23 protein-coding genes and 1 pseudogene are annotated in these 24,934 nt (G+C 69.6%); 16 read left to right on the top strand and 8 right to left on the bottom strand.

The window, feature by feature from the left end:
- The first annotated feature begins 210 nt into the window (after positions 1 to 210).
- The 12 genes and pseudogenes from AB0D94_RS22365 (at position 211) to AB0D94_RS22310 (ending at position 8,657) form a co-directional block, all read left to right on the top strand.
- Positions 211 to 1,437, top strand: coding sequence for a replication-relaxation family protein (locus AB0D94_RS22365; protein ID WP_362054746.1), 1,227 nt, complete (start codon positions 211 to 213; stop codon positions 1,435 to 1,437).
- Between the two features lie 241 nt (positions 1,438 to 1,678).
- Entirely contained in the window at positions 1,679 to 2,050 is a 372-nt protein-coding gene (locus AB0D94_RS22360) for a hypothetical protein (protein WP_362054743.1), read from the top strand.
- A gap of 79 nt (positions 2,051 to 2,129) precedes the next feature.
- Positions 2,130 to 3,185 carry a hypothetical protein gene (locus AB0D94_RS22355; RefSeq protein WP_362054740.1) on the top strand — a complete coding sequence of 352 codons (1,056 nt, stop codon included), beginning with the start codon at positions 2,130 to 2,132 and terminating at the stop codon, positions 3,183 to 3,185.
- 128 nt (positions 3,186 to 3,313) lie between these two features.
- Positions 3,314 to 4,084, top strand: a complete 771-nt coding sequence (locus AB0D94_RS22350; protein ID WP_362054737.1) for a hypothetical protein — start codon at positions 3,314 to 3,316, stop codon at positions 4,082 to 4,084.
- A gap of 253 nt (positions 4,085 to 4,337) precedes the next feature.
- Positions 4,338 to 4,616, top strand: coding sequence for a hypothetical protein (locus AB0D94_RS22345; protein WP_362054734.1), 279 nt, complete (start codon positions 4,338 to 4,340; stop codon positions 4,614 to 4,616).
- Positions 4,573 to 5,118, top strand: coding sequence for a DUF6879 family protein (locus AB0D94_RS22340; RefSeq protein ID WP_362054731.1), 546 nt, complete (start codon positions 4,573 to 4,575; stop codon positions 5,116 to 5,118). Before AB0D94_RS22345 ends, AB0D94_RS22340 begins: the two co-directional genes overlap by 44 nt.
- 28 nt (positions 5,119 to 5,146) lie before the next feature.
- Complete coding sequence (locus AB0D94_RS22335; protein WP_362054728.1) at positions 5,147 to 5,995, top strand: DUF5753 domain-containing protein; 849 nt, start codon at positions 5,147 to 5,149, stop codon at positions 5,993 to 5,995.
- Positions 5,996 to 6,090: 95 nt separating this feature from the next.
- On the top strand, positions 6,091 to 6,288 hold the full coding sequence (locus AB0D94_RS22330; RefSeq protein WP_362054725.1) for a hypothetical protein: 198 nt from the start codon (positions 6,091 to 6,093) through the stop codon (positions 6,286 to 6,288).
- Positions 6,285 to 6,644, top strand: a pseudogene (locus AB0D94_RS22325) (DUF6415 family natural product biosynthesis protein); the annotation flags it as partial. The gene AB0D94_RS22330 and the pseudogene AB0D94_RS22325, both read left to right, overlap by 4 nt.
- A 152-nt stretch (positions 6,645 to 6,796) precedes the next feature.
- Positions 6,797 to 7,177, top strand: coding sequence for a hypothetical protein (locus AB0D94_RS22320; protein WP_362054722.1), 381 nt, complete (start codon positions 6,797 to 6,799; stop codon positions 7,175 to 7,177).
- Positions 7,174 to 7,815 carry a hypothetical protein gene (locus AB0D94_RS22315; RefSeq protein ID WP_362054719.1) on the top strand — a complete coding sequence of 214 codons (642 nt, stop codon included), beginning with the start codon at positions 7,174 to 7,176 and terminating at the stop codon, positions 7,813 to 7,815. Before AB0D94_RS22320 ends, AB0D94_RS22315 begins: the two co-directional genes overlap by 4 nt.
- The gene (locus AB0D94_RS22310) at positions 7,812 to 8,657 is read left to right on the top strand and encodes a hypothetical protein (RefSeq protein WP_362054716.1); all 846 of its coding nucleotides are present in this window, start codon (positions 7,812 to 7,814) and stop codon (positions 8,655 to 8,657) included. Before AB0D94_RS22315 ends, AB0D94_RS22310 begins: the two co-directional genes overlap by 4 nt.
- Positions 8,658 to 8,675: 18 nt before the next feature.
- Here AB0D94_RS22310 and AB0D94_RS22305 read toward each other — a convergent pair whose 3' ends face one another.
- A complete protein-coding gene (locus tag AB0D94_RS22305; protein WP_362054713.1) occupies positions 8,676 to 8,891 on the bottom strand; it encodes a DUF6207 family protein in 216 nt (71 codons plus the stop codon).
- A gap of 252 nt (positions 8,892 to 9,143) precedes the next feature.
- Here AB0D94_RS22305 and AB0D94_RS22300 point away from each other — a divergent pair, with 252 nt between their 5' ends.
- The gene (locus AB0D94_RS22300) at positions 9,144 to 9,476 is read left to right on the top strand and encodes a hypothetical protein (protein ID WP_362054710.1); all 333 of its coding nucleotides are present in this window, start codon (positions 9,144 to 9,146) and stop codon (positions 9,474 to 9,476) included.
- Between the two features lie 79 nt (positions 9,477 to 9,555).
- Here AB0D94_RS22300 and AB0D94_RS22295 read toward each other — a convergent pair whose 3' ends face one another.
- Positions 9,556 to 9,960, bottom strand: a complete 405-nt coding sequence (locus tag AB0D94_RS22295; protein WP_362054707.1) for a hypothetical protein — start codon at positions 9,958 to 9,960, stop codon at positions 9,556 to 9,558.
- A 626-nt stretch (positions 9,961 to 10,586) separates the two neighbouring features.
- Here AB0D94_RS22295 and AB0D94_RS22290 point away from each other — a divergent pair.
- Complete coding sequence (locus AB0D94_RS22290; protein ID WP_362054704.1) at positions 10,587 to 11,585, top strand: hypothetical protein; 999 nt, start codon at positions 10,587 to 10,589, stop codon at positions 11,583 to 11,585.
- A 385-nt stretch (positions 11,586 to 11,970) separates the two neighbouring features.
- Entirely contained in the window at positions 11,971 to 12,150 is a 180-nt protein-coding gene (locus AB0D94_RS22285; RefSeq protein ID WP_362054701.1) for a hypothetical protein, read from the top strand.
- 48 nt (positions 12,151 to 12,198) lie between these two features.
- Here AB0D94_RS22285 and AB0D94_RS22280 read toward each other — a convergent pair whose 3' ends face one another.
- From AB0D94_RS22280 to AB0D94_RS22255, 6 genes are all read right to left on the bottom strand, one after another.
- Complete coding sequence (locus AB0D94_RS22280) at positions 12,199 to 12,645, bottom strand: hypothetical protein (protein ID WP_362054698.1); 447 nt, start codon at positions 12,643 to 12,645, stop codon at positions 12,199 to 12,201.
- Positions 12,646 to 12,681: 36 nt separating this feature from the next.
- Positions 12,682 to 13,758 (bottom strand): hypothetical protein, encoded by a 1,077-nt coding sequence (locus tag AB0D94_RS22275; RefSeq protein WP_362054695.1) that lies wholly within the window; start codon positions 13,756 to 13,758, stop codon positions 12,682 to 12,684.
- Positions 13,755 to 18,332, bottom strand: coding sequence for a hypothetical protein (locus tag AB0D94_RS22270; protein WP_362054692.1), 4,578 nt, complete (start codon positions 18,330 to 18,332; stop codon positions 13,755 to 13,757). The genes AB0D94_RS22275 and AB0D94_RS22270 overlap by 4 nt, the downstream gene beginning before the upstream one ends.
- Before the next feature lie 3 nt (positions 18,333 to 18,335).
- A complete protein-coding gene (locus AB0D94_RS22265) occupies positions 18,336 to 19,082 on the bottom strand; it encodes a hypothetical protein (protein WP_362054689.1) in 747 nt (248 codons plus the stop codon).
- A complete protein-coding gene (locus AB0D94_RS22260) occupies positions 19,079 to 20,713 on the bottom strand; it encodes a hypothetical protein (protein WP_362054686.1) in 1,635 nt (544 codons plus the stop codon). Before AB0D94_RS22260 ends, AB0D94_RS22265 begins: the two co-directional genes overlap by 4 nt.
- Before the next feature lie 169 nt (positions 20,714 to 20,882).
- A complete protein-coding gene (locus AB0D94_RS22255; protein ID WP_362054683.1) occupies positions 20,883 to 23,549 on the bottom strand; it encodes a Helicase associated domain protein in 2,667 nt (888 codons plus the stop codon).
- A gap of 545 nt (positions 23,550 to 24,094) precedes the next feature.
- Between AB0D94_RS22255 and AB0D94_RS22250 the strand changes: the two genes are divergently transcribed.
- Positions 24,095 to 24,568 (top strand): hypothetical protein, encoded by a 474-nt coding sequence (locus tag AB0D94_RS22250; RefSeq protein ID WP_362054680.1) that lies wholly within the window; start codon positions 24,095 to 24,097, stop codon positions 24,566 to 24,568.
- Positions 24,569 to 24,934 lie beyond the last annotated feature (366 nt).

Below are 24,934 nucleotides of genomic sequence, written 5' to 3'. Positions count from 1 at the left end.
GCCGGACAGAGCCCTGACGGACCGCCCGGCCGGGACGAGCCCGCCCCCTCCGCAGACCCCTCCACGGCCCCCTCCGCGCCCACTTCCCGGCAGCGGGCCGTTTCCGCAGGTCAGCCCCAGCGGCCAAGGGGCACCGGGAAGTCCGACAACCCTTCTACCCTCAACCGACCCGAGTACCGGTATGGGTCGACAGGACCTCGGAGGAAGGAAGTGCAGCAAGCACTGGGGATCTTCCAGAGGGCTACGCCCGAGCAGTTGTGGAAGCTGACCCGTCCGGCGAACAAGCACGACAAGCTCGTGCGGGACACGCTGCTGGATCTCCAAGAGCACCGGCTCGTCAGGGTCGAATCGAAGCGGGAGGACAACAGGCAGGTGTGGGTGCTGACGGCTCGTGGACACCGGGAAGCGAGGTCGCTGCTCCCGAGGGAGATACGGGTGTCGGCGCTGCGCAAGGAGGAATACCACCCGGTCACCGGGAAGCTGCTGGGGACCGGCTACGACGACCACGCCCTGGCGGTGACGGCCACGGCTGCGGAGATGACCAGGGCCGGGTTTGGTGCCCTGCTCGCGTGGCAAACCGAGGTTAGCCACCCGCTGCGCGGCGGGTACGTGCAGTACGCGGACGCGGTCGTGAAAGCGTCGGCCGCGAATGTGCCGGTGCTGCTGCTCGAAGTCGACCGGCTCAACGAGGGCGTGGACGATCTGGTCCACAAGCTCCGCCGCTACACAGAATTTTTCGAGCGCCTTGCGCCGGGCGCGGACAAGGAGCAGCCCGAGCGAGCGCAGCGGCCCGACACGATCGACCAGGAGCTGCGGCTGTGGCGGAACATCTACCCGCGGACCGGGCGCGAGGGCTATCCGCCGATCGCGTTCGTGTTCGCCGACGGCTCCGAAGTGACGATGGACAACACGATGCGCGCGCTCGAGGAACGCGGCCGCGCGTACTGGCAGGGCCGCCGCTACCAGCCGCACTTTCGGGCCCTCAACTACCACCCGGTCATCCCCGTCGTGGTGACCACGCTCGACCGGCTGCAGGAGCATGGCGCGGACGCGGCGGTGTGGCGGCGCCTGGGCCGCGACCACTGGCAGACCCTGACCGCCGCGCTCGACAACCCCAACGGCGCCCGCCTGTACGAGAAGGAGCTCACTCAGGCCCGCGCCCAGACGGCGGCCCGCGCGGCGGCCGCGCGGGAGAAGCGACGGCCGGTGTGCGCCGGCTGCGGCACGAAGTTCACCGACGAACGCTGGGAGCAGACTGAGCGCCGCCGCGACTGGGGCGACGACGGCACGCTGTGCGCTGCCTGCCAGGAGCAGAAGGCCGAAACCGAGATAGCGGCGCAGATCGCGCGGATCGCCCCTCCGGAGCCGGCCGCATGGCAGGAGGCGAGCCCCGAGACGCCCAAGGGCTGGCTCAAGGGACTCGGACGCCGCCGGTAGCCGCCGGCCCCGCCCGGCGGGACGGCTTCCGAAGTCGCCGCGCCACCAGGCGGGACGACCGGGGCTGGGGGGCGAACCGCGCCCCAGCCCCGGCGTATACAGGAGCCCTCCGCGCCACCGACCGGGAGGACCGTTATGAAGCTGGGCAGGCAGGATCGCGGGAGCGTAGAGCGCGGGTACGAGGATCCGGGGGATATGTGGCTTGCGTTGGCGCGGCTCCTCGTGGGTCATCCCGATCCGATTGGCCTCATCGTGTCGTTCGAGCGCCTGGCGGCGCTGCTCTCCCCTCGTCGAGCCGGACGACGTGCTCTTCACCGCGCGGGTGGAGCTGTCCGGCCAGGAGACGATGGGCCACCTCCACGAACGGATCAACACGGTGACGCGTGGCATCGCCCTCCAGGCGGGAGTCGGCCCGGGTGTCGCTCTCGAAGTCCTGGTCGGCAAGCGCCAGGAGCTGGCGCTGCACAACGCGCACATCGACGGCCTCACCCGGCTCTTGCGTGACACCGTTGGCCACCTCAGCGCCAGCAGCACGTCCGGCGGGGGACGGTGCTACCACTGCGACGGCACTGGGCTTGCCCGTTCGGTGTGGGAACCAACCGGGATCGCCTGAGCAGCGGCTATGGGCAAGTCCAGTGCGCCTCGCGCGTCCAGCCTGCTGTGGCTGCTTGGGGCTGGCACAATCGCCGGGCGTGAGAACCGAAGGCGTGCAGCAGGATGAGACACCAGCCATCGACGCCCTGCGCGATCTGGTTGAGCGGGGAGCGATGCTCACGGTCGACACGCCAGCGTTCGAACTCGCCCGCTGGCGAGCGAGCGCGCTGTACGAACTGGCCGCGTGCATCCCTCCCGGACATCCCGCAGCGGGCGCTATGACCGCGTCCTCTGCCTGGATCCTGGACGAGACCGATCCTCGCCAGGCTGAACGCTCGTTGGCCTTGGGCTGGGCACCACTGCTGGGGGTTCTCGAAGCCCAGCTCCATCGATCTGGGCAATGCCACCCTCGTCCAGAACTCGTCCCACCTCCCCGCACACCCGCCATCACCGGAAAGGAGAACGGCAGTGAGGCCCCCGTGGCATTTCCGGCCGGTCCCTACCTCCAGCTGCTTGGCCTGGTCGGCGTCCAGGGCGCCCCTGGACCAGTCGAAACCAGATTGCTCCGGTCCCTGACCGAGTACGCCTGCTGGATCCACCTGAACCCAGGCAAAGGGCACCACAGGCTCACGCGCGACCTTGGCAGGTCCGAGAGCAAGGTGACACGCAACGCCCAGACGAGCCGGTTGCGCAAGTGGTTCGGAGCCGAGGCGCTCCCGCCCATCCTCAGCGACACCGGATACGCCTTCTCCCCTTCCGTCACGAGCGACTGGACGCAGTTCCAGGACCGTTGCCAGCTCAGCCGCCAGAGCGGGGAGACCGAGGCAGCACACCTGCACTCAGCGTTGGAGCTCGTCCGGGGCGCCCCCTTTGGCGATGTCCGCAGCAAGCGCTACCAATGGGCTCTGCCCGTCGCAGATGCGATGACCCGGGCGATCGTAGAAGCGGCTCTGCGCCTCGCCGAACTACGCCAGACAGAACACAACCTTGCCCAGGGGCTCTGGGCGCTGCGACGTGGATTCATGGCCGCAGGATTCGACGGGATGGAACTCGACCGCTACGCGCCCTCGTACACCTCCGACTGGGAAACGCTGGAGCGCGGGGTGACCGACCTGCGCCACTTCCTGAAAGAGGACCCGTGCTTGAACGAGTGAGCGCCGACTGAGGGGCTCGGCGGGCTGGACCTCGTGATCCCTGCGGTGGCCCCGTCGGTCTCGGCCACCGGGGGCGCAGTGCCCAGAACCCTCGTCAGGTGTCACCAGCTGGCTCTACCCTGCCGATCATGACACCACCTGCGTTCAAGTACGCCTACCTGGAACCGCTGTTTAGGGACGTCGAAGACTTGCGTGGTGAAGCGGCGTACCGGCAGCTTCCAGCACCGCAGCCCACGAGCAGCCTGGCCACAGACGACGCGCCACTGGGCCCGTATGGCGCGTCAATCCTGATCCGCAACTCGTTCACCGCGGGAGTCGCGCACGCGGACGCGCTGCGCAGGATCGTGCTTGACGGCGAAGTGGATCCATCCAGCCCATGGACCCTCATGCGTGGCGCCCTGGAGAACTTCGCCACGGCCGCCTGGCTCCTTGGCGGCAAGGACCGCACCGAGCGGCGGCGTCAGAGCCTGCGCCTGTGGCGTGAGGACATGAGGAACCGCGCTCAGCACGAGGAGGACACCGACCACGTGCCGGGCGCCGGCGGCAAGACGGGACGTGAGCGCGTCCAGGAAATTGACGACCTCGCCTTGTCTCTGGGCATCCACGACAAACTCGTCAAGCCGGAAGCCGGGAAGCTCATAGCGGAGGCCGCCGACGGCATCGGGCGGGACCCGCGGCAGATCACCGCCTCCTGGCGAGCCGCGTCAGGGTTCGCCCACGGACGCTACTGGCCCAACCTGCGCGCTTCCACGGTCAGCGGCGCCGTACAGGGCGGACCCGACCACGTGCTGATGGCGCTGGTCATCGACGAGAGCCAGCACCGGCCGCTGACCGAGCACACCCACGCTTTCCTCCAGCACATCCTTGTCAGGTACGCGGCCAGGGCCACGGCCCGATGAGCCTGAACGAGGTCCCGCAACAGCCGACCAGCTCGGGGCCGGCTCGCCCTGTTAGGCGACCGGGCGGGCGCTCACCGGCGTGCAGCATGTCGCTGGAACCCCTGCCTGGCTCGGACCCGCCTGCCTCAGCGTTCCGCGGAGCACTGACGCAATCGGCCACGCGGTGCGGCTCGCACTCTTGACCGTCGGTATCGGTGCGCGGGACGGTCGTTTCGCGCAATCATCCGCAACCAACTCGACAGGGGAGACTGCCATGGAGTTACGGTTCGTCGGGATGGACCCGAACACCGGAGGTGAGGGATCGCCTACGGTGTGGGTCGAAGAGCAGTCTGCGGACCTTGTCCTGCAGGGCGAGGAGGCCGATGAACTCCTTGCGGCCCTGGTCGGCCGGACCGAGTGGGTGGCCGGCCACAAGACCGGGATCCCCGCGCACGAGCGGGTGATCCGCATTCCGGCTCGGATGGTGCCGATCCTGAGGGAGGCGTGCGATGCCGCAGAACGCGCAGCAGCTGAACACCGCGACGTTCGCTGAACTCCTGGCCGCCACCGAGCGCACGGCCGTCCATCTGGAGATGCGCGACCTCTACGCGGTGGGCGATGAAGCCGAGGACTACACCGCCTTCCTGCGCACCGGCGTCCCGAGCCTCGATCCGGCTCGCTCGTTCTGGCCGCAGTGGATGCCGCTCGTCGAAGACGCGGTCGCCCACGGCGTGGTCATGCGTCGCGCGCGGATCGTCTCCGAGCCGGTCACCGATTACATCCGCTACGAGCACGCCATCACCCCGCTCAACCTCCGGGCCGGAGAGGACGTGCGCTGGCTGCCGCGCCGACACGCGTCCGACATCCCGCTGCCCGGCAACGACTTCTGGCTCCTGGATGACCGCCTCGTGCAGTTCAACCACTTCACCGGCACCGGCGACTGGGCCGAGAACGCCAAGGAACGCACCACTGACCCGGCCGTAGCCGAGCTCTGCCGCGCCGCGTTCGAAAAGGTGTGGGAGCGCGCCATCCCGCACGAGAAGTACACCCCCTGACCCTCCGCTCCAGGACACCTAGCGCCTCATGCCCGTCTCCCCGTCGTCCAGCGCCCAGGCCGCGCGCGAAGCTCTCGCGCTGCTCCTGGGCCACCTCATGAAAGACGCTGGGATCAACGGGCGTGAGCTCTCCCGCCGCTGTCGCTGGGACAAGGCCAAGACCTCCCGGATCCTGGGCGCCAAGGTCGCCCCCTCCGACGCCGACATCCGCGCCTGGTGCACCGCCTGCGAGGCCGAGGAGCAGGCGGAGGACCTGGTGGCCACCGCACGCGCGGTGGAGTCGATGTACATGGAGTGGCGCCGCCAGCATCGCGCCGGGATGCGCCGGGCTCAGGAGGACGTCTTCGCCCGCAATGCCGCCGCCCGCACCTGCCGGGCCTACGTCTCCAACGTCATCCCCGGCTTCTTCCAGACCGCCGACTACGCGACCGCCCTGATGAGCTCCATCACCGACTTCCAGGGCACCCCCGACGACGTCCCCGACGCCGTCGCAGCGCGGCTTGCCCGCTCCCGCTTCCTCTACGAGGGCGGCCACCGTTTCGTCGTCCTCATCGAGGAGTGGGTACTGCGCACCCGGGTCGGCACCCCCGCCACGATGGCCGGCCAACTGGCCCACCTGCTGACCGTGATGCCGCTGCCGTCGGTATCCCTCGGCATCATCCCGCTCGGCGTTCCGCGCACGGTGTGGCCTCTGGAGGCGTTCTACCTCTACGACGACCAGCACACCGTCGTGGAAACCCTCACGGCCGGCATCCATGTCCGCCAGCGCCGCGAACTCGCCGACTACGCCAAAGCCTTCAAGGGCCTGGCACAGACGGCCGTCCACGGCGACGCCGCCCGCGCCCTCATCCGCGCCGCGATTGACGCCCTGGAGTGAATCCGCGCAACTATCCGCAACATCGTTGAGGCCGAACCTGCGCCGTCCGTAGCGTCGAAGGACCGACGGACCACCAGCGGGAGAGGCGGATCCCCATGCGCGTACTCACGACCACCACCGCAAGCCCCGAGCCGCAGTACGGCGCACTCTCCCCGGCCCTGCTCGCCCGCGCCGACCGCGGCTATGCCCAGTTCCTCGCCCAGCAGACCGACCACCCGGACGACAGCGACGGCCAGGACCGCCGGACAGCACCGCCCACCCCCGCGACAACGCGCCAGCGAGGCCCCCGATGAACACCCACCTGGTCCTGCACGATCCCGAAGGACTCCTCGAAGGCGAACTCCCCCTCGACCGAGTGCCCCACGAGTGCCTGGTCAAAGCCGTCCTCGGGTGGACCGGCGACCCCGGCCTGGCACCCGCGGACCTCCAGCAGATCGCGCTGCAGCTGACCGGCGCCGCCCGCGCCGTGGCCGAAGACGTCCACCAAGCCGCCGACCAGCTGCCCCCCGACCACACCGCACGCGTCCTCGCGGACGTCGTCCTCGAGGGCGTCGAGCGCCGCCTGACAGCCGGACTACAAGGCACCGTGCAATGCGCCCAGGGTCGCGCCCGCCTCGTCCGCGCCCTCTACGAGCGCCTGGACCGCCTCACCGAGACCGCACCCCCGGCCCGCCAGGGCCCTCTGAACCGCCACGCACCCAGACAGGACCTGGGGATCTCCGGGTGCGCGGCGTCGTACAGCCACCACGGCCGGCCCGCCGGGCCCGACGCGCACCACCTACAACTGAGAGGGGCACCGCCATGACCACCACCGTCGAGCACACCGAACTCGCCCGCTTCCTGACCATCGCCGGCCAGCGCCACCGGGCCGGGGAGAAGCTCCCCGAGATGTTCTCCGGCGCCATCGACGCCTTCTGGCACGACCAGCTCGACACCGACGTCTACGACGCGTTCTCCACCGAGCACGCGGGCGCGGTCGTCGGACACAGCCCGGAATCCGGGGTCGGCGTCATCGAGTGGGTGAACGCGTACGAGGAGGCGTACGGGCCGCTGTCCGCGATCTGGTTCACCGACGAGCGCGGCCGCCTGGACGGCGAGGCGTTCTCGGCGTACCGGGAGACCGGCCGCGTCGAGGCGTCTTGGAACTGTGGGCCGGAGTTCGCCGAGGAGACCGCGGAGTGACCAGCACCGCGCCCATGGAGCCCTCGCCCGCCTGGGCGGGGGCTCTGCGCGTCTCCACCGGCCGCACCACCACTCCCGCCTTCGCCAGCTACGTGGAGGCGACCACCGCCCACTGCCCGTACCTCGGCCCGTCCCTCAAGAACGGACTCACGTACTGGACGACTTACGACATCGCGCCGGGCGCCGAACTCTTCGTCATCGAGGGCGCCCTGTTCGCCGCCGCGATCGTCTGCGCCGAGCGGGTGCGGATTCTGTCCAAAGGGCAGCGCGGTCATCTGGTGTGCGAGAACCTGGTCGTGCGCGGGGCCTCACGCCGTCATCTGGACTGGCCACACTGGGCCCTGAAGAACCTCTACGGACCTGTCGGGCTGATGTTCGGCAAGTTCTGGGAGGGCGAGGAAGACACCAGCCGCCTTGGCGCTGCCCTCCCCGTTCCCCCGGTGACGTTCCTGTCGATCCGGCCCGCCGTACGCCCGCGCGACCCCCGCTTCCTGCACAACACGCCCGTGCTGGCCGACACCATCCGCGAGGCCCAGGACGACGGCCGCAACGTCTTCGACGGCCTGGACCGCGACTGGGCCACGGTCCGCTCCTGGGCCGCTCTCCTGCCGAAGCCCCTGAAGGAGAGCACCCCTTGAGCACTCCGTCCCCGATCCCGGCCGCCGCACAGGCCGCCACCGCCGAGCACTGCGGCCACGGCCTGGTCCTCACCAAGGTCACCGACCGGCGCGGCTCCGCCGTCTGGAAGGCCACCGGCCACAAGGGCACCGCTGCCCTGAAGGTCGGACGCGGCGACGGCGCCGACATCACCGCCCGCGAGGCCGCCGCGCTCGCCGCCCTGAAGACGGACTACTTCGTGGGCGGCGGCGTCACCCACGGCGCGGCATGGCTGCTCACCGACTGGCTCGAAGGCCCCTCGACCTGGGAGGTCTTCGCGCCCGTCCGGACGGACGGTGCTGGCCGAGAGCGTGCCCTGGCCTCGGCTGCCGACCTGTGCGGGGCGGTCGCCGGCCTCCACTCGAAGGGCTGGGTGCACGCCGACCTGCAGCCCTCCCACGGCATCCACACCGCGACCGGGGTGGAGCTCATCGACCTCGCGTGGGCCTGGCGGCCCGGCTGGGACCAGGGCGACGATTTCAACGGCGGCATGACGCACCTGCTTTCCCCCGAGCTCGCGGCCGCCATCGTCACCGGGGACAAGCCTGTCGTCGTCACCCCGGCCGCCGAGATCTACGCGCTTGCCGGGACCATCTGGACCTGCGCCACAGGGACCTGGCCGCTGGACTACAAGACTGCCGGGATCGACCCGAAGGCGAGCACCCCGCACGAGCTCCGCCGGCACATCGCCACCGGCCGCATCCCCGTCCAGGCTGGCCGGCCCTGGCCCGACCTCCAAGACGTGCTGCTGCCCGTGCTCCTGGATGACCCGACCAACCGGCCCACCGCCGAGGAACTCGGCACGACGCTGGGGGGCGTGTAGAACACCCTGTGCGGCAGATCACGGCCCATCTCGTCCTGGGCGCAGGATGTCGGCGTAGATGCGGGCCCGGACCCCGAGCTCGCCGGGATCCCGGCGAACCGGGACGACGCCCGAGGTTGCCCACCGCCCCTCCAGCGACGCCATCACGGCCCGGACGGTGTCCTCGTCCCTGCCGGTGATGTCCAGCACCACCAGGCCAGGCTCCGCAATGTGCTGCTCGTCGATCGACTTCATGACCCTTCCGACAGCAGGACGGAGGAAAGCGGTTCGCCGACGGCCCCGACTCCACCCGTACGAGGCAGAGGGGGCCTATTGGCTTGCCCTGTACGCCAAGGCCCGCGCCGCGGGCGACCGGTCGGTCCGCAGGAACCTCATGGCCCACCCGTTGATGAGTTTCAGTGGGGCTCGTCAGGGTGGCGGACGTGGAAGGGCCTGATCTGCCCGAACACCCTCCGACCGACAGCTCGTCGGGGGACACTGCGCCGCATGGAGAACTTCTTCGAGAGGGTGACGCGCTTCTGGCCAGCGGGCCGCCGTGACCTGCACTGGCACATCCTGCCCACCCCGGCCGAGGCCGCTGCCCTCGCCGCCCCGTACCAGGGGATCACCGCGCCCGGACTGCAGAACGTGCCGATGGACTGGATGCACTGCACGCTGCTCCACGCCATTGGGCTCGGCCGCGACGCCATCGACATAGATGCGCTCCTGAGCGACGTTCGCCGCGCCACGCAGGACGTGGAGCCCTTCGCCCTGACCTTCGACCGGCCCTCCGTGGGTACCGTCGGCGTCGAGATCAGCGGATGGCCCGGCAAACCCTGATCCAGCGCGTCACCGAGGACGTCGACACGCTCACCGAGGCCGAACGCGCCGAGATCCAGAAGGCTGCCCAGATCGTCCGTCAGATGCGGGCGCCGGCGTCGACCGCACCTTCCTCTACCGCCACCGCGACCTGCTCGGCCAGGTCCATGCCCAGGCCGCTGAACCGCCCACCGCCGCCAGCGGCCGCGGGCCAGCCGTCAGCCGGGCCTCCCTCCAGGCCGGCTTGCTCGCCGCCGACGCCCGCGCCGCCCGCATCGCCGCTCACGCCCGCCGCCTCGAAACGCGGCTCAGCGAGATCCTGGGCGAGCAGGTCTGGCGCGAGTCCGGCATCGGCGGACCCGAGGACACCGAACAGCTCAAGGCCCGCATCACCACGCTCGAACAACAGGTAATCGATCTGGAACTCAAACTCCAGGATCAGGGCGACGACCTCGCCGCCGCCCGCGCTGCCAACCGCGACCTGATGGCCCAGCTCAACCGCCACACCGACCGATCCTCCACCGTGACCAGCTGAAACGGGCAGGCAACCCGGCTCCCGGCTGCTGCATGGCCGGGAGCCGACCGGCAGGCATCGGGTCAGCGGGCCATCAAGCGAGACACCAGAGCCTCCACCGCCCCACTGACTACCGCGCTGGCCATCAGACCGGCGAGGCCCAAGGCCACCCGATGTCGGCGGCGCCGCAGGCTTGACGCCTCATCGATGCTCAAAACCCGCCTGAGCCCACGCAGCCGATCCCCGAGATTCATTCTGGCCTCCTCCGTGCCACAACACGGTTCCGGTCAACCGGAGCCGTTCAGTTCGTGCCTCAAGTCAGCCAGCAGGGAATCGTCTAATTCGCCAGGGGGTCGCGTAGTTCTCGCTACGCTGCGGGGATGTCCCCCAAGCCGAGTGCTGCGGAGCAAGACCTCCTGGACCGCCTGGCGTTCATCGGTACCCGAGTGAGCGTTGATCAGCTACGTGGGTGGAGACGGGCGGGCCTGCTACCGAAGAACGAACGGCACTGGCCAGGCCGAGGCGGATCGACATCGCGCACACCGGACGACGCCAGGACGATCGCGTGGGCCCTGGCCGGGCACTCCAAGCGCGGCCGGCCCATCCAAGAGACTGCTTTGCGCGTATTCACCGCACTGCCGGTCATTCCGTTGGGAGACGAGGGAATTCTCAAAGCCTTTGAGTGGTGGGCCCTCCACCAAGACGATGGAGTGGCTCTTCGCATCGAGCAGGCATTCGAGAGCGCCGCCAGCGAAGAAGAGGGCATCGAAGCAGCCAACGCGATCGCCCGGCGGAGGTTCAGGCGGAGCCAGCGCTTCCCACTCCCGCCCGGGCGACCGGATGCCACGGCGCGCCTGCTTCGCGAGGCTTACGTGACCATGACGGTGGGGACGACGCTCGGAGCGTCAGTGGTCGGCACCGACTACTTCAGGGCGCTGACTGCTCTCTACCAGGTCTATCGGGACCGTGACCGCAGCGAGGGGGAGGAAGTCCCACACCTGGAGGGAATCGATGACGACCCGGAAGGATTCGGACAGCGGCTAGGCATGCACATGGACATGGCAGGAGCGTCCGATGATCCACCCCTGCCGCGGAAGCGCAACCGAGCAGCCGACCTCGCCATGCTGGAGCTGACAACCCCTGCGGTGATCCGCTGGAACCGGGACGCTCTTGCTCTGCTCGACCGGGCGCTCACGGTGCTAGAAGTGGCCCGTGAAGTCGTCCCTGATGACCCGATCCTCGAGAAGACCTTTGCCATCGTGGAGTCGAACGACGAAACGGATCTGGACGCCAGCGCGGCGCTCCTCAGTCTGGCAAAGCCGCGGTGGATCGAGGGCCGCGCACCCGACTGGAACTTGGCCACGCAGAGGATCATGTACTGCTGCCGCGGCAGTCACCCACTGACTGGCCCGATAGACCTTCGGGCGGGCATGAAGACCCTCCAGGCGATCACGACCGCGCTGCCAGCGCTCATCGAACGGATCTACCAGGCATGGCCTGCCGACCAACTGGATTCTCGAGACAGTCGCAGCACGCTCGACCCCGAGATCGCCGAGTTGAAGGAATTGATCAGATCCACCTACGACGCCGTTGACACGCTGCCTGCGCCCACATAGACGATGGGGTGGGCCTCAGCTCTTACGAGCGGTCGGGGAGACAGAGATCATTCGGCACACCACGGCCGAGCCGCCATCCGAAGACGAGCAGCTCCATGCGCCACATGTGTTGCATCAGTTACAGTCCTCCAGACAGTGCCTGAGCTGCGGAAATTCCACCCGCACGCTCGCGGCGCCCCGGAGAATGGTCGGCGATTTTGACTGCTCGGGCGAGGACATCGAGCGGGACTGGATGCAGCGGACGGGGTGCTGGAGTTCGGTGACCCGGGTGCTGCTCACCTATGAGCAGATGCGCGCGTAGGGCCTCCCGGCGACCGAGGGCAAGCGCGACGACCCGAGGTGGCCAGCCTTCGCCCGCCGCTACGGCTTCGACATCGAGCATCCGGTGCAGTGGGAGGTTGAAGCGCTGGACCCGGACGAACTCCAGCGACTGGTCCTCGCCGCCGTCGACCCCTACATCGACCGCGACGTCCTCGCGCAGCAGATCGCCCGCGAGGAGCAGCAACGTCGCGCCCTGGAGGACATCGTCGGCCGGTGGGGCACGGCGGGTGAGAACAGCTCGTAGTGGTCGGCCATCTGCTACCCCTCGACCGCCACGATGCGCTGCTCTCTCTCACCCGGGCCCGGCGCCATCGGCTTCACCGCGCGAGTGGAGCTCTCCGGAGGGCAGACGATGGGAGACCTCCACAAACTGATCAGCACCTTTGCCCGCGGCATCACCTACGCACTGGGCGCTGCAGCGCCCGTTCTTCGACGTCGAGTGGCCCGGTTGGCGGCACAACGCACGTACGGCGTCGGCGAATGAGGTGTGGAGCTCGCCGGTGGTCTGGACGTGCCAGAGGGCGCCGGTGTTGCGGGCGTGGAGGGTTCCGAGGTAGTCCTCGGGTCGGCAGCAGCGCGGGGAGCACAGGGACCAGACGGGGCGGTCGGTGTCGTTCGGGCGGACGCAGTCGATGGGTACGGCGTCGATGGTCGTGCTGAAGATGTCGCTCCAGGTCCGCGGGTCAGTGTCGCAGGCGTGGGTACCGGCCGGGGGATCCGGCGAGGGGTGAGGGCTCATGGGCGGAGCTCCTTTTGGGTAGGGCGGGCCAGCGGGTCAGGACCGGCTTGTCGCGCCGTCGCGGATTTGGGGCAGGAGGGGAAAGGATGCGTTGAGCAGGGTGCGGAGCTGCGGCTGGGGCAGAGCTTCGTGGCGCAGCACCAGCCCTTTGGTCAGCAGTTCGGTGACGGCCTCGGCGAGTTCGGGAGGGAGCCAGGCAGATGCGGCGTGTGCTTCGTCGCTGGTGGCGGGCGGGTGTGTGCGGGGTGGCTGTTTGAGCAGGGCCTGGTAGAGGCCGACGGCCGGCTGCGGCGGGGGTAGGCCGACCAGGCGTGCGCGTTCGGCGGCCTTGTGGGCGCAGTGAAGTCCGTCGAGATCGAGGTCCGCGTACAGCAGCACCGTGTCCACGGGGTGGTTGCGTTCGCAGAAGGAGGTGAGGGCGGTGGGGAGGGAGGCGATGAGGTGGTCGCCTTCGCCGAAGGCGAGCCATCCGACCTGGCTGCGGTCGGGCCAGGTGCCGAGGATTTCGCGGAGGCTGGTGAAGGCGGCGGTGTTCTCCACGATGAGGAGCCAGGGTGCGGGCCCGAGTTCGAACATGGCCAGTGGGGCGGGCGTGGGCCGGGCACGCAGGTGTGTGGTGAGGTTGAGGAGCCCTTTGGTGACGAGGTGGTGGCGCTCGATGTTCTTGAGGCGTTTCTCGTCGCCGTACAGCTGGTAGGACCGGTCGGCGAGCGGGATGACCATGGCGTCCGGCTGGTCGCGCAGCAAGGCGTTGATGGGGCCGAGCAGCGCGTGGTCAGCCGCGGTCAGCCGGAGTGTGGTGGCGAAGGCCAACTGTTCGACGTAGGCCCTGGGGGCGGGCCGTCGGCCGCGGGGGCGGGTGGCCGGCGGGCGTTGGACCCAGCGGGGCAGGGCAGGGTGGGCGCTGTGGTCCCAGCCGTCTTGCCCTTTGGGGAGGGTGGCCAGGCCCTGGGTGGCCAGGGTGTGGGCGGCGTCGGCGAGGATGCGGCGGCGACGTGGCGAGCCGGCCAGGCTGGAGTCACCGGCGTAGGCGGCGCCCGCCAGCGCGTCGAATTCGACGCGCTGGCGGGTCTGCCGGGCGAGGAAGGCGGCCATGCGGTCGGCGGTGGTCACCCTGCCTCCTGTCCGGGGCCGCCGCTTTCCTGTTCGGCCTCGGGGCGTAGGGCGGAGCGGCGCAGGAGGCGGGCGGAGGTGACGTCGTCGTCCTGGGCGCGGGTGACGCCCGCTGCGACGGCGTCGCCGTACCGGTCGAGGATCTGGACGTAGCGGCGCCTGGTACGCATGTCGACGCCGTTGCGCAGGCGGATGATGAGAGGGAAGCGGCCGAGGGCGGGGAGGTCGTTGGAGCCGGTGGTGTAGACGAGCTGGATGCCGTGGGCGCCGGCCACGCGTCGCTGCAGGTCGACGAAGGGCCCGTAGTTCGCTTTCCCGAAGGGGTTGTCCAGGACGAGCGTGCCCACCCCGCCGGGGATGCGCCGGTCTCGCTGGGCGGCCCGCATCCGGGCGAGCGTGCAGTAGAGGAGTACGGAGACGGTGAGTAGTTCGCCGCCGCTGAACTTCTGGATCGCGGTGACGGACTCGCGTTCGACGGTGTCCAGACTCTGTGTCGGTTTGATGATCTTCGCGACGATGTTGCCGCGGCCGCCGAGCGCGGCCAGGACCATCCGCTTGGCCAGGGTCATGGCCTCGGGCAGTGCGCTGGCCCGCCCTGAGGCGCTGGCGGGCAGGGAGGTGATGAGCCGGTCGACCTCGGCGGACAGCCGGCGCGCCAGTTCTTCGCCGTGGGCACGCTGGCGTAGTTCCAGGGACACGAACCGCTGGTTGGACCAGCAGCCCAGGTTCTTGGGAAGGAGGGAGCGACGGGCGACCTCTTCCACGCTGTCCAGGACCGCTTCGACCGTGCTCGCGCAGGCGTCCACGACCCGGGCCTGGTCCTCGGCAGACTCTGCCAGCAGCCCGATGACCTGCCGCTCGCGTTCCTCGATGTCCTCCAGGAGCCCTGCGAGGCGGGTGGGGGCGGTGAGGTCATGCTGCAGGCGCTCTCGCAGCCGTCCGTCGACGACGGGAACGTACTCGGGCTGGACGGCGAGCTGTTCCAGCGTGTGCACGTCCCTGCGCAGGGTGCTCCTGGACCGTTCGACGGCACGGCCGGCCTGGTCGACCGCGTGGACGAGGGAGTCCTTGATCTCCTCGGCGTTCAGCGGTCGCAGGGACTGCGCGGTCACGGCGGACAGCGCGTGCTGTTCGAGCAGGAGCGCATCGACGGTCATCTCCACAGCGCCATCGGTGCCCTCTGCAGGACCCTGGTGCTCTCCCGCCGCCCTGAGGGCGCTCGCCGACTGCCGGAACTGCGCGGCGTGGCTGGTCGCCCCGTCCGCACTGCGGTGGATCCTCTCGGCGTCCAGGCACCGCATCTGGGCCAGCCCGCGGTCATCCTCAAGCAGTTGCTCTGCCGTCCGCAGTTCCTCGGACGCCGCCTGGGCGGTGGGGAACGTCAGCCGCTTGCCGCCCGGGATGTCATCGAGTGCCGCGGACGCCTCCTCATGGGCGGTGGCGGCCTGGCGGGCCAGCACGTCCGCTTCGACTTCGGCCCGCTCCGCGTCCTTGCGCGCCTGTTCGGCGGCGGCGATGCGGGTGGTGAGACGCCCGGTGTCCATGGCCATGGCCTCTCCAACCAGTTCCGCAGCCTGCGCACGGGCCGCGGAACTGGTCCCGTCCAACTTCTCGTTCAGGGCCTTGACAGCCGTGTCGGCAGCGGCGAGCCGCTGCTGGAGGGCGTTATCGCTGATACCACCCAGCCAGTCTTTGCGGGCTTGTACCCAGCGCTCTCGCAGAGCCTGCACGCTGCCGTCCGGCAGGACGTCAGGACGGGCCGCCTCGATGACCTCAGCGGACAGTTCCTGCCGGATCTCCTCCACCCACCCGGTCCAGCGGCTCGCCCGTTCCTCACCTTGGCGCAGCCGCTCTTCCGCGGCCCGCTGCTGGTTTTCGGCCTCCCGCCAGCGCCTCTTGGCCCCCTCGGCAGTGCAGCGGTGCTCGCGCGCTCCGGCACGGGCCTGCTGCCGTTGCGCTGCCCAGCGCTCGACCGCTTGGGCCGCTTCCACCAGCGACTGGACCTTGGGGAGCGCCGCTGCGAGACCCATCAGCTGTTCCGTGTGGCGCTTCAGCCGACGCTCTGCCCTGCATGCGGCATCCTCGGCTGCGCCTGCCTGGCGGACCAGAGAGCTCGCCTGCTCGGTGAGCGTGTTCACCTCCTCGTCGAGTCGGCCGAGGAGTTCCTCCAGCCTGGCCCGGGCACCTGCACCGAAGGCCTCCTCATGGGACTGCAGCCGAGCCATGAGTGCGCGGTCGGCCTCCCGCCGCGAACCGATGGCCGCAAGGCGCTCCTCCACGCTGCCCAGGCGGGTGGTGACGCGCTGCAGTTCCTCCTCACCGGCCCCGGCATCGAGTACCGAGCGGCGCAGAGGCAGGACTGCGATGTCCTCGGGACGCCTGGACAGCAGGGCGCGGGCCTGGATGTCGGCGGCGACGGAGACGACCGTCGGCAGAGCGACATCGGCCTGCCGGGCCAGGGCCGCCAGATCCCCGCCGGGGACCGGCCCGCAGATGACCACTCCTGCGATCAGATGGGGAATGGCCGCGATGACGTTGTCGTGCTGGTGGGCGGGCACCGTATCGCGCAGGAATTGCATCCCGGAGACCGCATGGGCACCGCGGTGCCGCAATGCGGCGACGGCCTGCTCGACCTCACGGGGAGGCGGACAGAACCCATCACGCATCAGCGCCTCGCGAAGCCGTTCGTCCTCACAGGCCTGGGCCCGCTCGGCGGCCAGCTCCATGTCCGCATCCGCCACCTGGTCAGCGAGCAGGCCAGCGAGATCGGCGCCAGCCTGCTCCAGGTCAAGCTTCGTCGCCGTATCCGCGATCTCGGCCAGTTCCCGCAGACGCGGCATGTCCGCCAGGTCCCGGCGTTCCTGGGTCAGGGTGTTCCACTGCTCCCACACCTGGTCGTGCTGCTGGCGTGCCGAACTGAGCCGGCCGGCGCACGCGACCCGTTCCGCCGCGACGGTGCTCGCCTGCCCGCGGGCCGCCTCCAGCCGCCGCCCGGCCTGCTCTGCCTGCTCCTGTGCCGCCGCTTCCTCGTGGGTCATCCGTTCGAGGGCCTCGTGCGGCTCCTCGAGCTCGCCGAGGAGACCCGTGCGGCGGGCGGCCGTGAGCTTCGCCTGCTCTGCCGCCTGGTGCGCCTCAGCGGACGCGGCAAGACTCTCCGCACTGCCGGCCGCGGCCACCGCCCCCTCATACTCCCGCTCACCCGCCGCGACCAGCGAGGCGGCCTCCTCAGCCTCACTGCGGGTGCGACCCATCTCGTCGGCGAGCCGGCCAAGGCCCCCTTCGAGCCTGGAGTACAGGCCGGCACCACCCTGTTCCATGGCCTCACGCAACGGGGCCTGCTCACTGTGAGCACGGGCCAGCAGCTGCTTGGTCTCGCGGCGCTCCTCCTCCTGGTCCGCCAGGTCCATCAGTACAGGGACGGCCTTCCAGGCGGCTGCCTCCTGCCCCGTCTCAGCAACCCTCTCCTGCTGCGCGAGGTGCTCACACCGACGGTCCTCCATCCGCAGCCGCTCGGCCGCCTCCCGAACCGCGACCACATGCTGCTGGCGCGCTGCCACCCGGCTCTGGGCCTCCTGCGCCTCCTGAGCGGTCGCTTCAGCCTCCTGACGCAAGGCGGCCGCTTGCTCTTCCCAGTGCTCGGCCTGTCCTTGGACGTGCTCGCTCGCGCGCAGGGCGAGCCGAGCCTGTAGGGCGAGGACCTGCTCGGCGGCGGCGACCTCGGCCGTGGCCTGCTGAACGGGCCGCAGCAGCAGAAGAGCCCTCGCAAGAAACCGCTCCTCCAGCTCCCGTCCGGGCCGGGCGGCCAGCTTGTCAGCATGGGTGGACAGTGCCGCCCGCGCCGCGGTGGGCGCAGCATCGTCGACCACCATGTCGATGAGGAAGTCGACGAACTCCTCGGCAGAGCCGAACTTGAACAGTTCGGTGATGCCGCCCTCCTCCTGGTTCATGGCCTTCTGCATCCTGAAAACCTGAGGATCCAGGCCGTGGTTGCCCAGCTGCTCCGCCCACTCGTACTGCTCGTCCGCGACGGCCAGCTGCAGCCTTCGCTCCACCCTGTTGGCCGCCTCCAGAGCCTTGACGTACATGCCCATGGTGAGCTGGCCATCCTCACTGCGCACGGGCAGGGAATCGAGTTCCAGCCCGCCAGGCTGCGGCCGCAGCAGGTACCAGCGGCGCTCCAGCCGCTCCCATCCGCTGCTCACATCCGTGGGGCGCTGCCGGTCGCGCCACTGGTAGACACCGCCGGTGAGCAGGACGGCGCCGGACGCGGGTCGTTCGGAGTCTGCCCACTCGGCGATCACGTGGGAGACCTGCCCGTCGGGGATGTACTCGGCCAGCGACTTGGCCTTGGCCGCCCCGATGAAGTCCTTCTTGGCAGGCAGCAGCAGGCTGAATAGGAGCGAGAGCAGGCTCGACTTGCCGCCGCCGTTGCGTAGCCACAAGATCACGTCGACAGGCTGCATGGGGCGGCCGTTGAGGGAGCTCGCCCCGCCGGTCAGATCCAGGACCAGCGATTTGAAGCCGGCCGCACGGTGGCCGACATTCTCCAGCCGAAGACGCAGGAGTTGCAGCATGGGTCAGTCCTCCTGGGAAAGGTGGGCGCGGCGCAGGTCGCACAGCGCCGCGTAGGCGGCGGAGCCGGCTGCTTCACGTACCTGGACGCGGAAGCGGTGGGCGAGGCGGTAGTGCCCCGGCCCGAGGTCGCCGGCGGGGTAGGCCATGCCTTGTTCCACGAGCCACTCCATCGCTTCCTTGATCACCCGTTGGGTGCTGGACTGCGCGAGCTGCCGTGTCGGCGTCAGACGGGAGGGCGGTAGCTTGGCGTACACCCGCCAGGCGGCCTGAAGCTCGGAGTGCGCCACGGTCAGGCCGTCCGTGTCCACGGCCTTCTCGCGGAGTTTGTCCGTCAGGCGCCGCAGGAAGTCGTCCACGTCCGTGATCGAGATCCGCTTGACGGTGTCGTCTTCGAGATCCGCTGCGGTGGGGTAGGCACGGGCCGCGATGGCCATGTGTGCGAGCCCGAGGACGAGGCGGTCGCTGACCCCCAGCTTGGGGTGGTCCTTGAGCCGGTAGGACAGCCAGGACCCCTCCCTGGGGTGCAGGATCAGCCCCTCGACCAGGTGCGCCTCCATCACGTCCAGGTCCAGACCGTCAGCTCCCGCGTCCACGGCGTCCCGGAAGGGCCCGTCCATGCGGTAGCGGTGCAGCAGGTCCCGGTACTGCGGGAGCCCCAAGGGACGCAGGCGCGGCTGACAGCCGAACCGGACGAGGGTGGAGGCGTCGGTCAGGTCGGCGGGGGAGTAGGCGCACGTGCTCGTGGTCATGCCAGGACCTCCATGTCGTCCTCGGCGTAGGTGGGATCGGGAATCAGAGGCTGGGCTGGCACGAGCAACAGGTCACTTCCGGCGAGCGGACCGAGATCGAACGCAGTGCCGTCGTCGAGGACCACCAGGTGCTCGCTGAGCAGATCAGCCAGCTCGTCCACTGCCTCGTCCTCCTCACACCCCTCGGGATCGGGCGCGTAGGCCCGCAGCACGGATACAGCCAGCAGATCCGCCGCCTCCCCCGCATGCTCCAGCGCCACTTCAAGCAGCTTCGAGAGCCGAACCGGAGCACGCAGCGACTCCGTGAGCACGGTGCGGGCGACAGCGAGGTCCTCGTCGCTGTAGACGGACAATTCGCCGACGTCGTCGGCGATCAGCTCGATATCCTCGTCGGGCATCGCCTGCTGCGCTTCCCGCGCCGGGGCCAGCAGGGACTCCCACCAGTCCCGTAGCCGCGGCAGGTGCGAGACCACCGGCCCGCCGACCGCATCGGCGAACACACTCGCCACCGCCTCGGCCTCCTCGACCCCGAGGCCAAGGACCGGCTCCAACACGTCCTCCTTCATGCCCACAAGGGCCAGACGCGGTGGAGGACGGAAACGCTGCTCGGCCTGAGAGCGCAGAAATGCCGGACGAGCATCGATGACCTTCGCCAGCAACTGCGTGTGACGCAGATGGGCCCGGCCCAGCAACTGCAGGACCCGCTCACAGGTACGCCGTACGTCCGAGTCCTCCACCTCATTGCGGACTCCGCGCATGTACTCCATCAGCTCGCGCTCCACACGCTGGCGCTCCCCGAGGTGCGCCCGGGACGCCTGCAGCAGAGCGGGAACGTCCTGGCTCCAGTCCACCGCCCGCACGTCGCGCTCGGTCTCCTCCAACACCGCCCGGACCCGCTCGCAGTACACGAGCGACAACTTCAGGCTTTCCGCCGCGCTCTCCTCGGCTCGTCCCCACCGGCCGGTCGCCACCTGGCGACGCAGCATCGTGTCCTTCGCCGCCTGCTCGTCCTCCAAGTCGTGCTCCAGACCGGAAAGCAGCAAGTTGATTGCCGGAGTCGTAGCCCGCAGAACCGCCTGACCACGCCGGCCGAAACCCTCCTCCAGCATCCGCAGCGACAAGGTGACCCGACTGTGCCCCTGGCGGTAATCGCTGTAGGAGACCTCGAACTCCTCACCATCCTGAGCGTCATTCAGCAGCTCACGAAGAACGAACCGAGCCACAGCCAGGTGCTCAGAGGCATCCCGCCCGGGGGCCGCAGATGCCGCCAGCGACGCAAGGAAGGCCACCACCTCCTCAGTGGTCGCCTCCGCCTCCATCTCCTGCCGATTCACCACCGCCTCCAGCGCCGCCAGCCCGAGCGTGCGCGGGTCGTACAGCCCATGGGGGAAGCGCTGCCACGCCTGACGTTGATCGATTCGGTGCAGCGGTGCACCGCGGGCTAGGACCGAACTGCGCCGGACGAAGCTGGTCTCGGCCACCAGGGCCCGCAACTCATCAACTCCATCGAGGACTGCCGATGGAGAGGCGAGCAGCCGCCGCTCCTCCCGGTCCAGCAAGGCCTGAACCATCGAGTCGAATTCGTCTCTTGCACGGTCCGAGCCGTGAAGGAACGCACTTTTTCCGGTCATAGAGGCAGTGGAGCAGCAAGTACTGACAACCAGCTCAAAATGTGGCAGATCGGTAACTCACATGGGGCGCATGCAAAGGGATGAACCTGCGGCCCAACGGAGAGTGCTGGCCGCGAGGCCCCAGGCGTGACGCCCGGGACCTCAGATACCGGTCCGGCTCAGGGACCGGTCAGGCCCACTTCACCCCGAGCTTGGCGAGGGCGTCCAGCTGTTCCTGGGTGAGATGGTGGCGCCGGGATTTGGTGTTGGAGACCCATACGCCGAGCTTCACGATCACCGGCTCCGCCTCGCCCTCGACTGCGATCTCCTCGCCGTGGGCGCGGGGCACCGGCCGGTGGGCGCCTTCCCGCTCGACCCACTGCGTGAGGGCCGCCAGGCCTCGTTGGAATGCTTGCTGTGCCTTGCTCGGCCCCTTCGCCCCACGACCGGCCGCCGAGGCCGGAGGCGGCGCCTGAGCGGGTTCTACGCCCAGCGCGGTCAGCCGCTTCTGCTGCTCGGGCAGCAGCCGTGCCCAGGTGGCTGGCTGCCTCTGCTGCTGGAGCCACCGGCCGATGTCGTCGCCGTCCATGAGCACGCCGGGGGCGATGTCGGGCAGCTGGCCGTCGGCGTCGACCAGGTCTGCCAGGACGCGGTGGTGCCGCTGCCAGTCGAGTGGCCAGGGGCAGTTCCAGTCCTTGTCGATCGCGGCGAGCTGCGCGGCCCGGGTCGTCGCGGTGTCCTCGTTCTTCCCGAGCCCGTTCTTGGCGCCCTTGCGCCGGAGGTTGGCCATGTACTGGCCGATGGGCACCATCTCGTCGTCCTCGCCCCACATGGCGTCCTGTCGGGGGGCGAGGTGCCCGGTGGCCCGCCGGTAGGAGCGGAGCGCGGCGAGTTTGGCCTCCCATGCCTCCTCGCCCGGCTCCCACACCATCCCGGCCTCCGGGGCGTCCAGCAGTGTCTTGCGCCGCTCCTCGAGCTCTCCGGCGCGCAGGGCCTTGCGCTGCTGGTGCACCCACCGCCCGAGCGGGAACGCTTTGGTGACGCCGACCGCGGTCTCGGTGTCGTACGGGACGGCGTAGAGGCCGGTGATGGCGTTCTCGGCCCACCACCGGATGAGGGCCTGGTAGCCCTCCAGCCACACCAGGGACTCCGGCCGGTAGACGCGGGTGCGCAGGAACGCGGCGATGGTGGCGGCGTCCCGGGGCGAGGAGAAGTGCAGCAGCGCCGACTCGGCCGCCGCGTCGGTGTCGTCCTCCTGGTCCTCGCCCTCCCCGCCGGTCCCGACGATCCGCCCGTCCTCGTCCCGCCGGACATGAACCTTGCGCTTGCCGCTCGTCAGAGCCCGGGAGGCGAGCTGCTCGACGAGGCGGTCGTCATGAGAGCGCAGGCCCTGGAGGACCGCTACAAGAGGGCGGAAGCTGGCGCTGGCGACCATGTCGGTCGGGTCCTCGTTCGGCTCCAGGAACACGGGCACGATGATGCGGGCGACCTTGGTGGAGCCGTCGCGGTTGAGGCGGAGGGCGCGGCCGATGTTCTGGACGATCTCGACCTGCGAGCCGCGGGTGTCGGCGAAGCAGATCGCCTCGACGCCGCGCTCGCCGGTGATGTCGACGCCCTCGCCGAGGACGCGGACGGAGGCGAGGAACGCCCGGTGTACGCGCCGGTTGTTGGCGTCGATGCCGTTGGCGAACTGCCGCAGGACCTCGCGCCGCTCGGTGACGAGGTGGTCGCCGCACAGCCATGCGGACCAGACCCGGTCGGGCGGGACGTGGCGGCCGGCCTCCAGCTCGTAGAACTCCGCCTCGATCGACGACTTCGGGAGTTTCTCCGCGGCCGCCAGATCGGTGTCGGAGGCGTCGTTGCCGTACAGCTCGGCGGCCGTCTCGGGCAGCTTCTCCGCGAACGCGGCTGCCTCCTCCACCTTCTGGTGGAAGGTCATGACGGTGCGTAGGTTGTACGCTGCGGCGTGCTCCAGGAGCGCGGCCTGCAGCAGCGCCAGGCGCCGGCCCCGCTGCGCCTCCTCGGACTCGCCGAGGACGGGGGAGGGGTCGCGGATCTCCAGGACGTCGATCTCGAACCCGGCGAGGATGCCCCGCTCGATCGCTTCGGAGAGGCAGAGCTCGGCGAGCCACGCGCCGTAGGTGCCGTCCGGGTCGTCTGCCATGCTCGCGATCTCCACCTCCTGGTTCCCGGCGCCCTTCTGGGGCCGGGCCGCGGCGAGGATGCGCGGGGTCGCGGTGAGGTAGAGCCGGAAGTCGGCGGGGATGCGGGTGTTGTCGTGGATGGCGGCCCACGGCCGTCCGAGGTCGCCGGCGGTTCCGTGGGCTTCGTCGACGATCGCGAGGTCGAAGCCCGCCATCTGCTGGCCGTAGAGGCGCTCTCCGCCCGCCAGCGCGGCCTCCAGCGGCCCGCGGACCTTGCGCTGTTCCTCGGGTGCGTCGATGTCCTCGCGGTCCACGAGGGAGGCATACGTAGCGAACACGACAACCGGACCGGAGCCGGCCCACAGGGCGAGCTGGATCGGGTTCGTTGTGGTGCGCACGCCCAACGAGCCCAGCGCCGGGTCGTTCTCCAGCGAGCACAGCGCGACCATCGGGGCCCGATGACCCACCAGGCGCCACGCCTGAGCGGTCTGCGCGAGGAGGTCCAAGGTGGGGACGGTGACCAGGATTCGCCCGCCGGGGAAGCACTCCAGGGCGCTCGCAGCGGCCGTGATGGTCTTCCCGGAGCCGGTCGCGGACACGATCGTGCCCCGGGCACCCTGCGCGGGCACTGGTGTCCGTGCAGGGAATCCCACCCACTTGCGGATGCGTGCTTTCGCGTCCACCTGGTGCTCTCGAAGCTGAACGACAGTCATAACGCCTGTTTCTGTGACGAGATGTGGCCCGAATGGGATGATCGAGGTCCGCGTGATGAGTGGGGGCACCGATGGTTTTATGCTTCCGAGCGTGATCCGCCCCATCTCAGGCCCTCCCACGTGGAGGCACCTGCTCGCATCGATCCTGCTCACCCTCCTGATATCCATCGGCTGGTACGGGATGCAGTCGGTATACCCCGACTGCACCTTCTTTTCCTTTGGCCCGCCCAACGAGTCACCGGAGCGAGTCCATCAAAGAGCAATTGACGAAGGTCAGTGCGACCCAGGTGTCTACCGCTGGAAAACCTGGACCGAGCGACCAGACCCTACGTCTCTTTTCTTCCAACGGTACATGCTGCATCAATCTGATGCAGCCGCTACACTGGAACCCGACACGAGCGGGCGACCCGCCCCCCTCGAAAGCCGAAGAGCTGGGGTTAGGGCCCGAGTCAGATGACTAACCCCCGGGCCTGGCAGAAGCCGACCTCCAATAGGCGTGAGCTCGGTGACACTCTCACCGACGCGTCGATGAGATCCTCGGGTGCGTGACCGAAGACAACACACAGCATCAAGGCGAGTCGCAGGGACAGGTGACGCCCGTCAGGGCCGAAGTCGAGCGTGTGCTTGCTGAAGCTGCGCGACGAGAACGCAGTGCCCATCAACGGGTGCGCTTTTGGGGCGTCATGAACATCGCGCTCGGCTTTCCCGCCGCAGTGCTCGCAGGCATCTCCGGAGCTGCTGGATTGTCGTCGCCGGAGGCCCGTGTCCCGGCGGCACTGCTGGCCCTCGTCGCTTCTGGTTTTTCAGCAGGAGCAGGCTTTCTCCGCAGTGACGTAAGACGCACCGAGAATCGGCGGACGCGGGTGGCGTGGGCCGAGGTGGAAGCTGGAGCACGCCTGCTTTTGACGCAGGAGAGTCACCTGGATCGCGAAGCCGCCCAAGAAGCGGTCCGGAACCTACTTGACAGCAGGACAAGGGCTATCGCCACATCACTGGAGGGACGAGATTCGGCAAGCTGACGACTCTGTGCTCAACAGGGTCGAAGCCCGAACCTCTCCCGGGAGCCCCGTAGGCCAGGAGGACCGAGGATTGGGGCTGGAGGCGGAGCCGGAAGGGCTGGGGTGGGAGCGAAGCGGACACCCTAACGGGCCGGAGGCCCGGACCCCGTGAAACGGGGTCACCTCCCGCGCTCCGCGCGGGAGGTCTGTGGCCGGCGAAGCCGGCCCGCTCAGGTGGAGCGCAGCGGAGCCGGAGCTAGTCCGGAGCGAAGCGAAGGACTCCGGCCCGAAGGGCCGGCCATGGCTCGGAGCGAAGCGGAGAGCCGGGCCCGAAGGGCCCGGCCGAGCGCAGCGAGGCCGTTCAGTCCTGAGCGCTGCGCGCTCAGG

It is taken from the genome of Streptomyces sp. NPDC048255, assembly GCF_040652415.1.
Taxonomy (GTDB): domain Bacteria; phylum Actinomycetota; class Actinomycetes; order Streptomycetales; family Streptomycetaceae; genus Streptomyces.
Note: the sequence above shows the minus strand (reverse complement) of the source record. Positions and strands in the feature narration are given on the sequence as shown.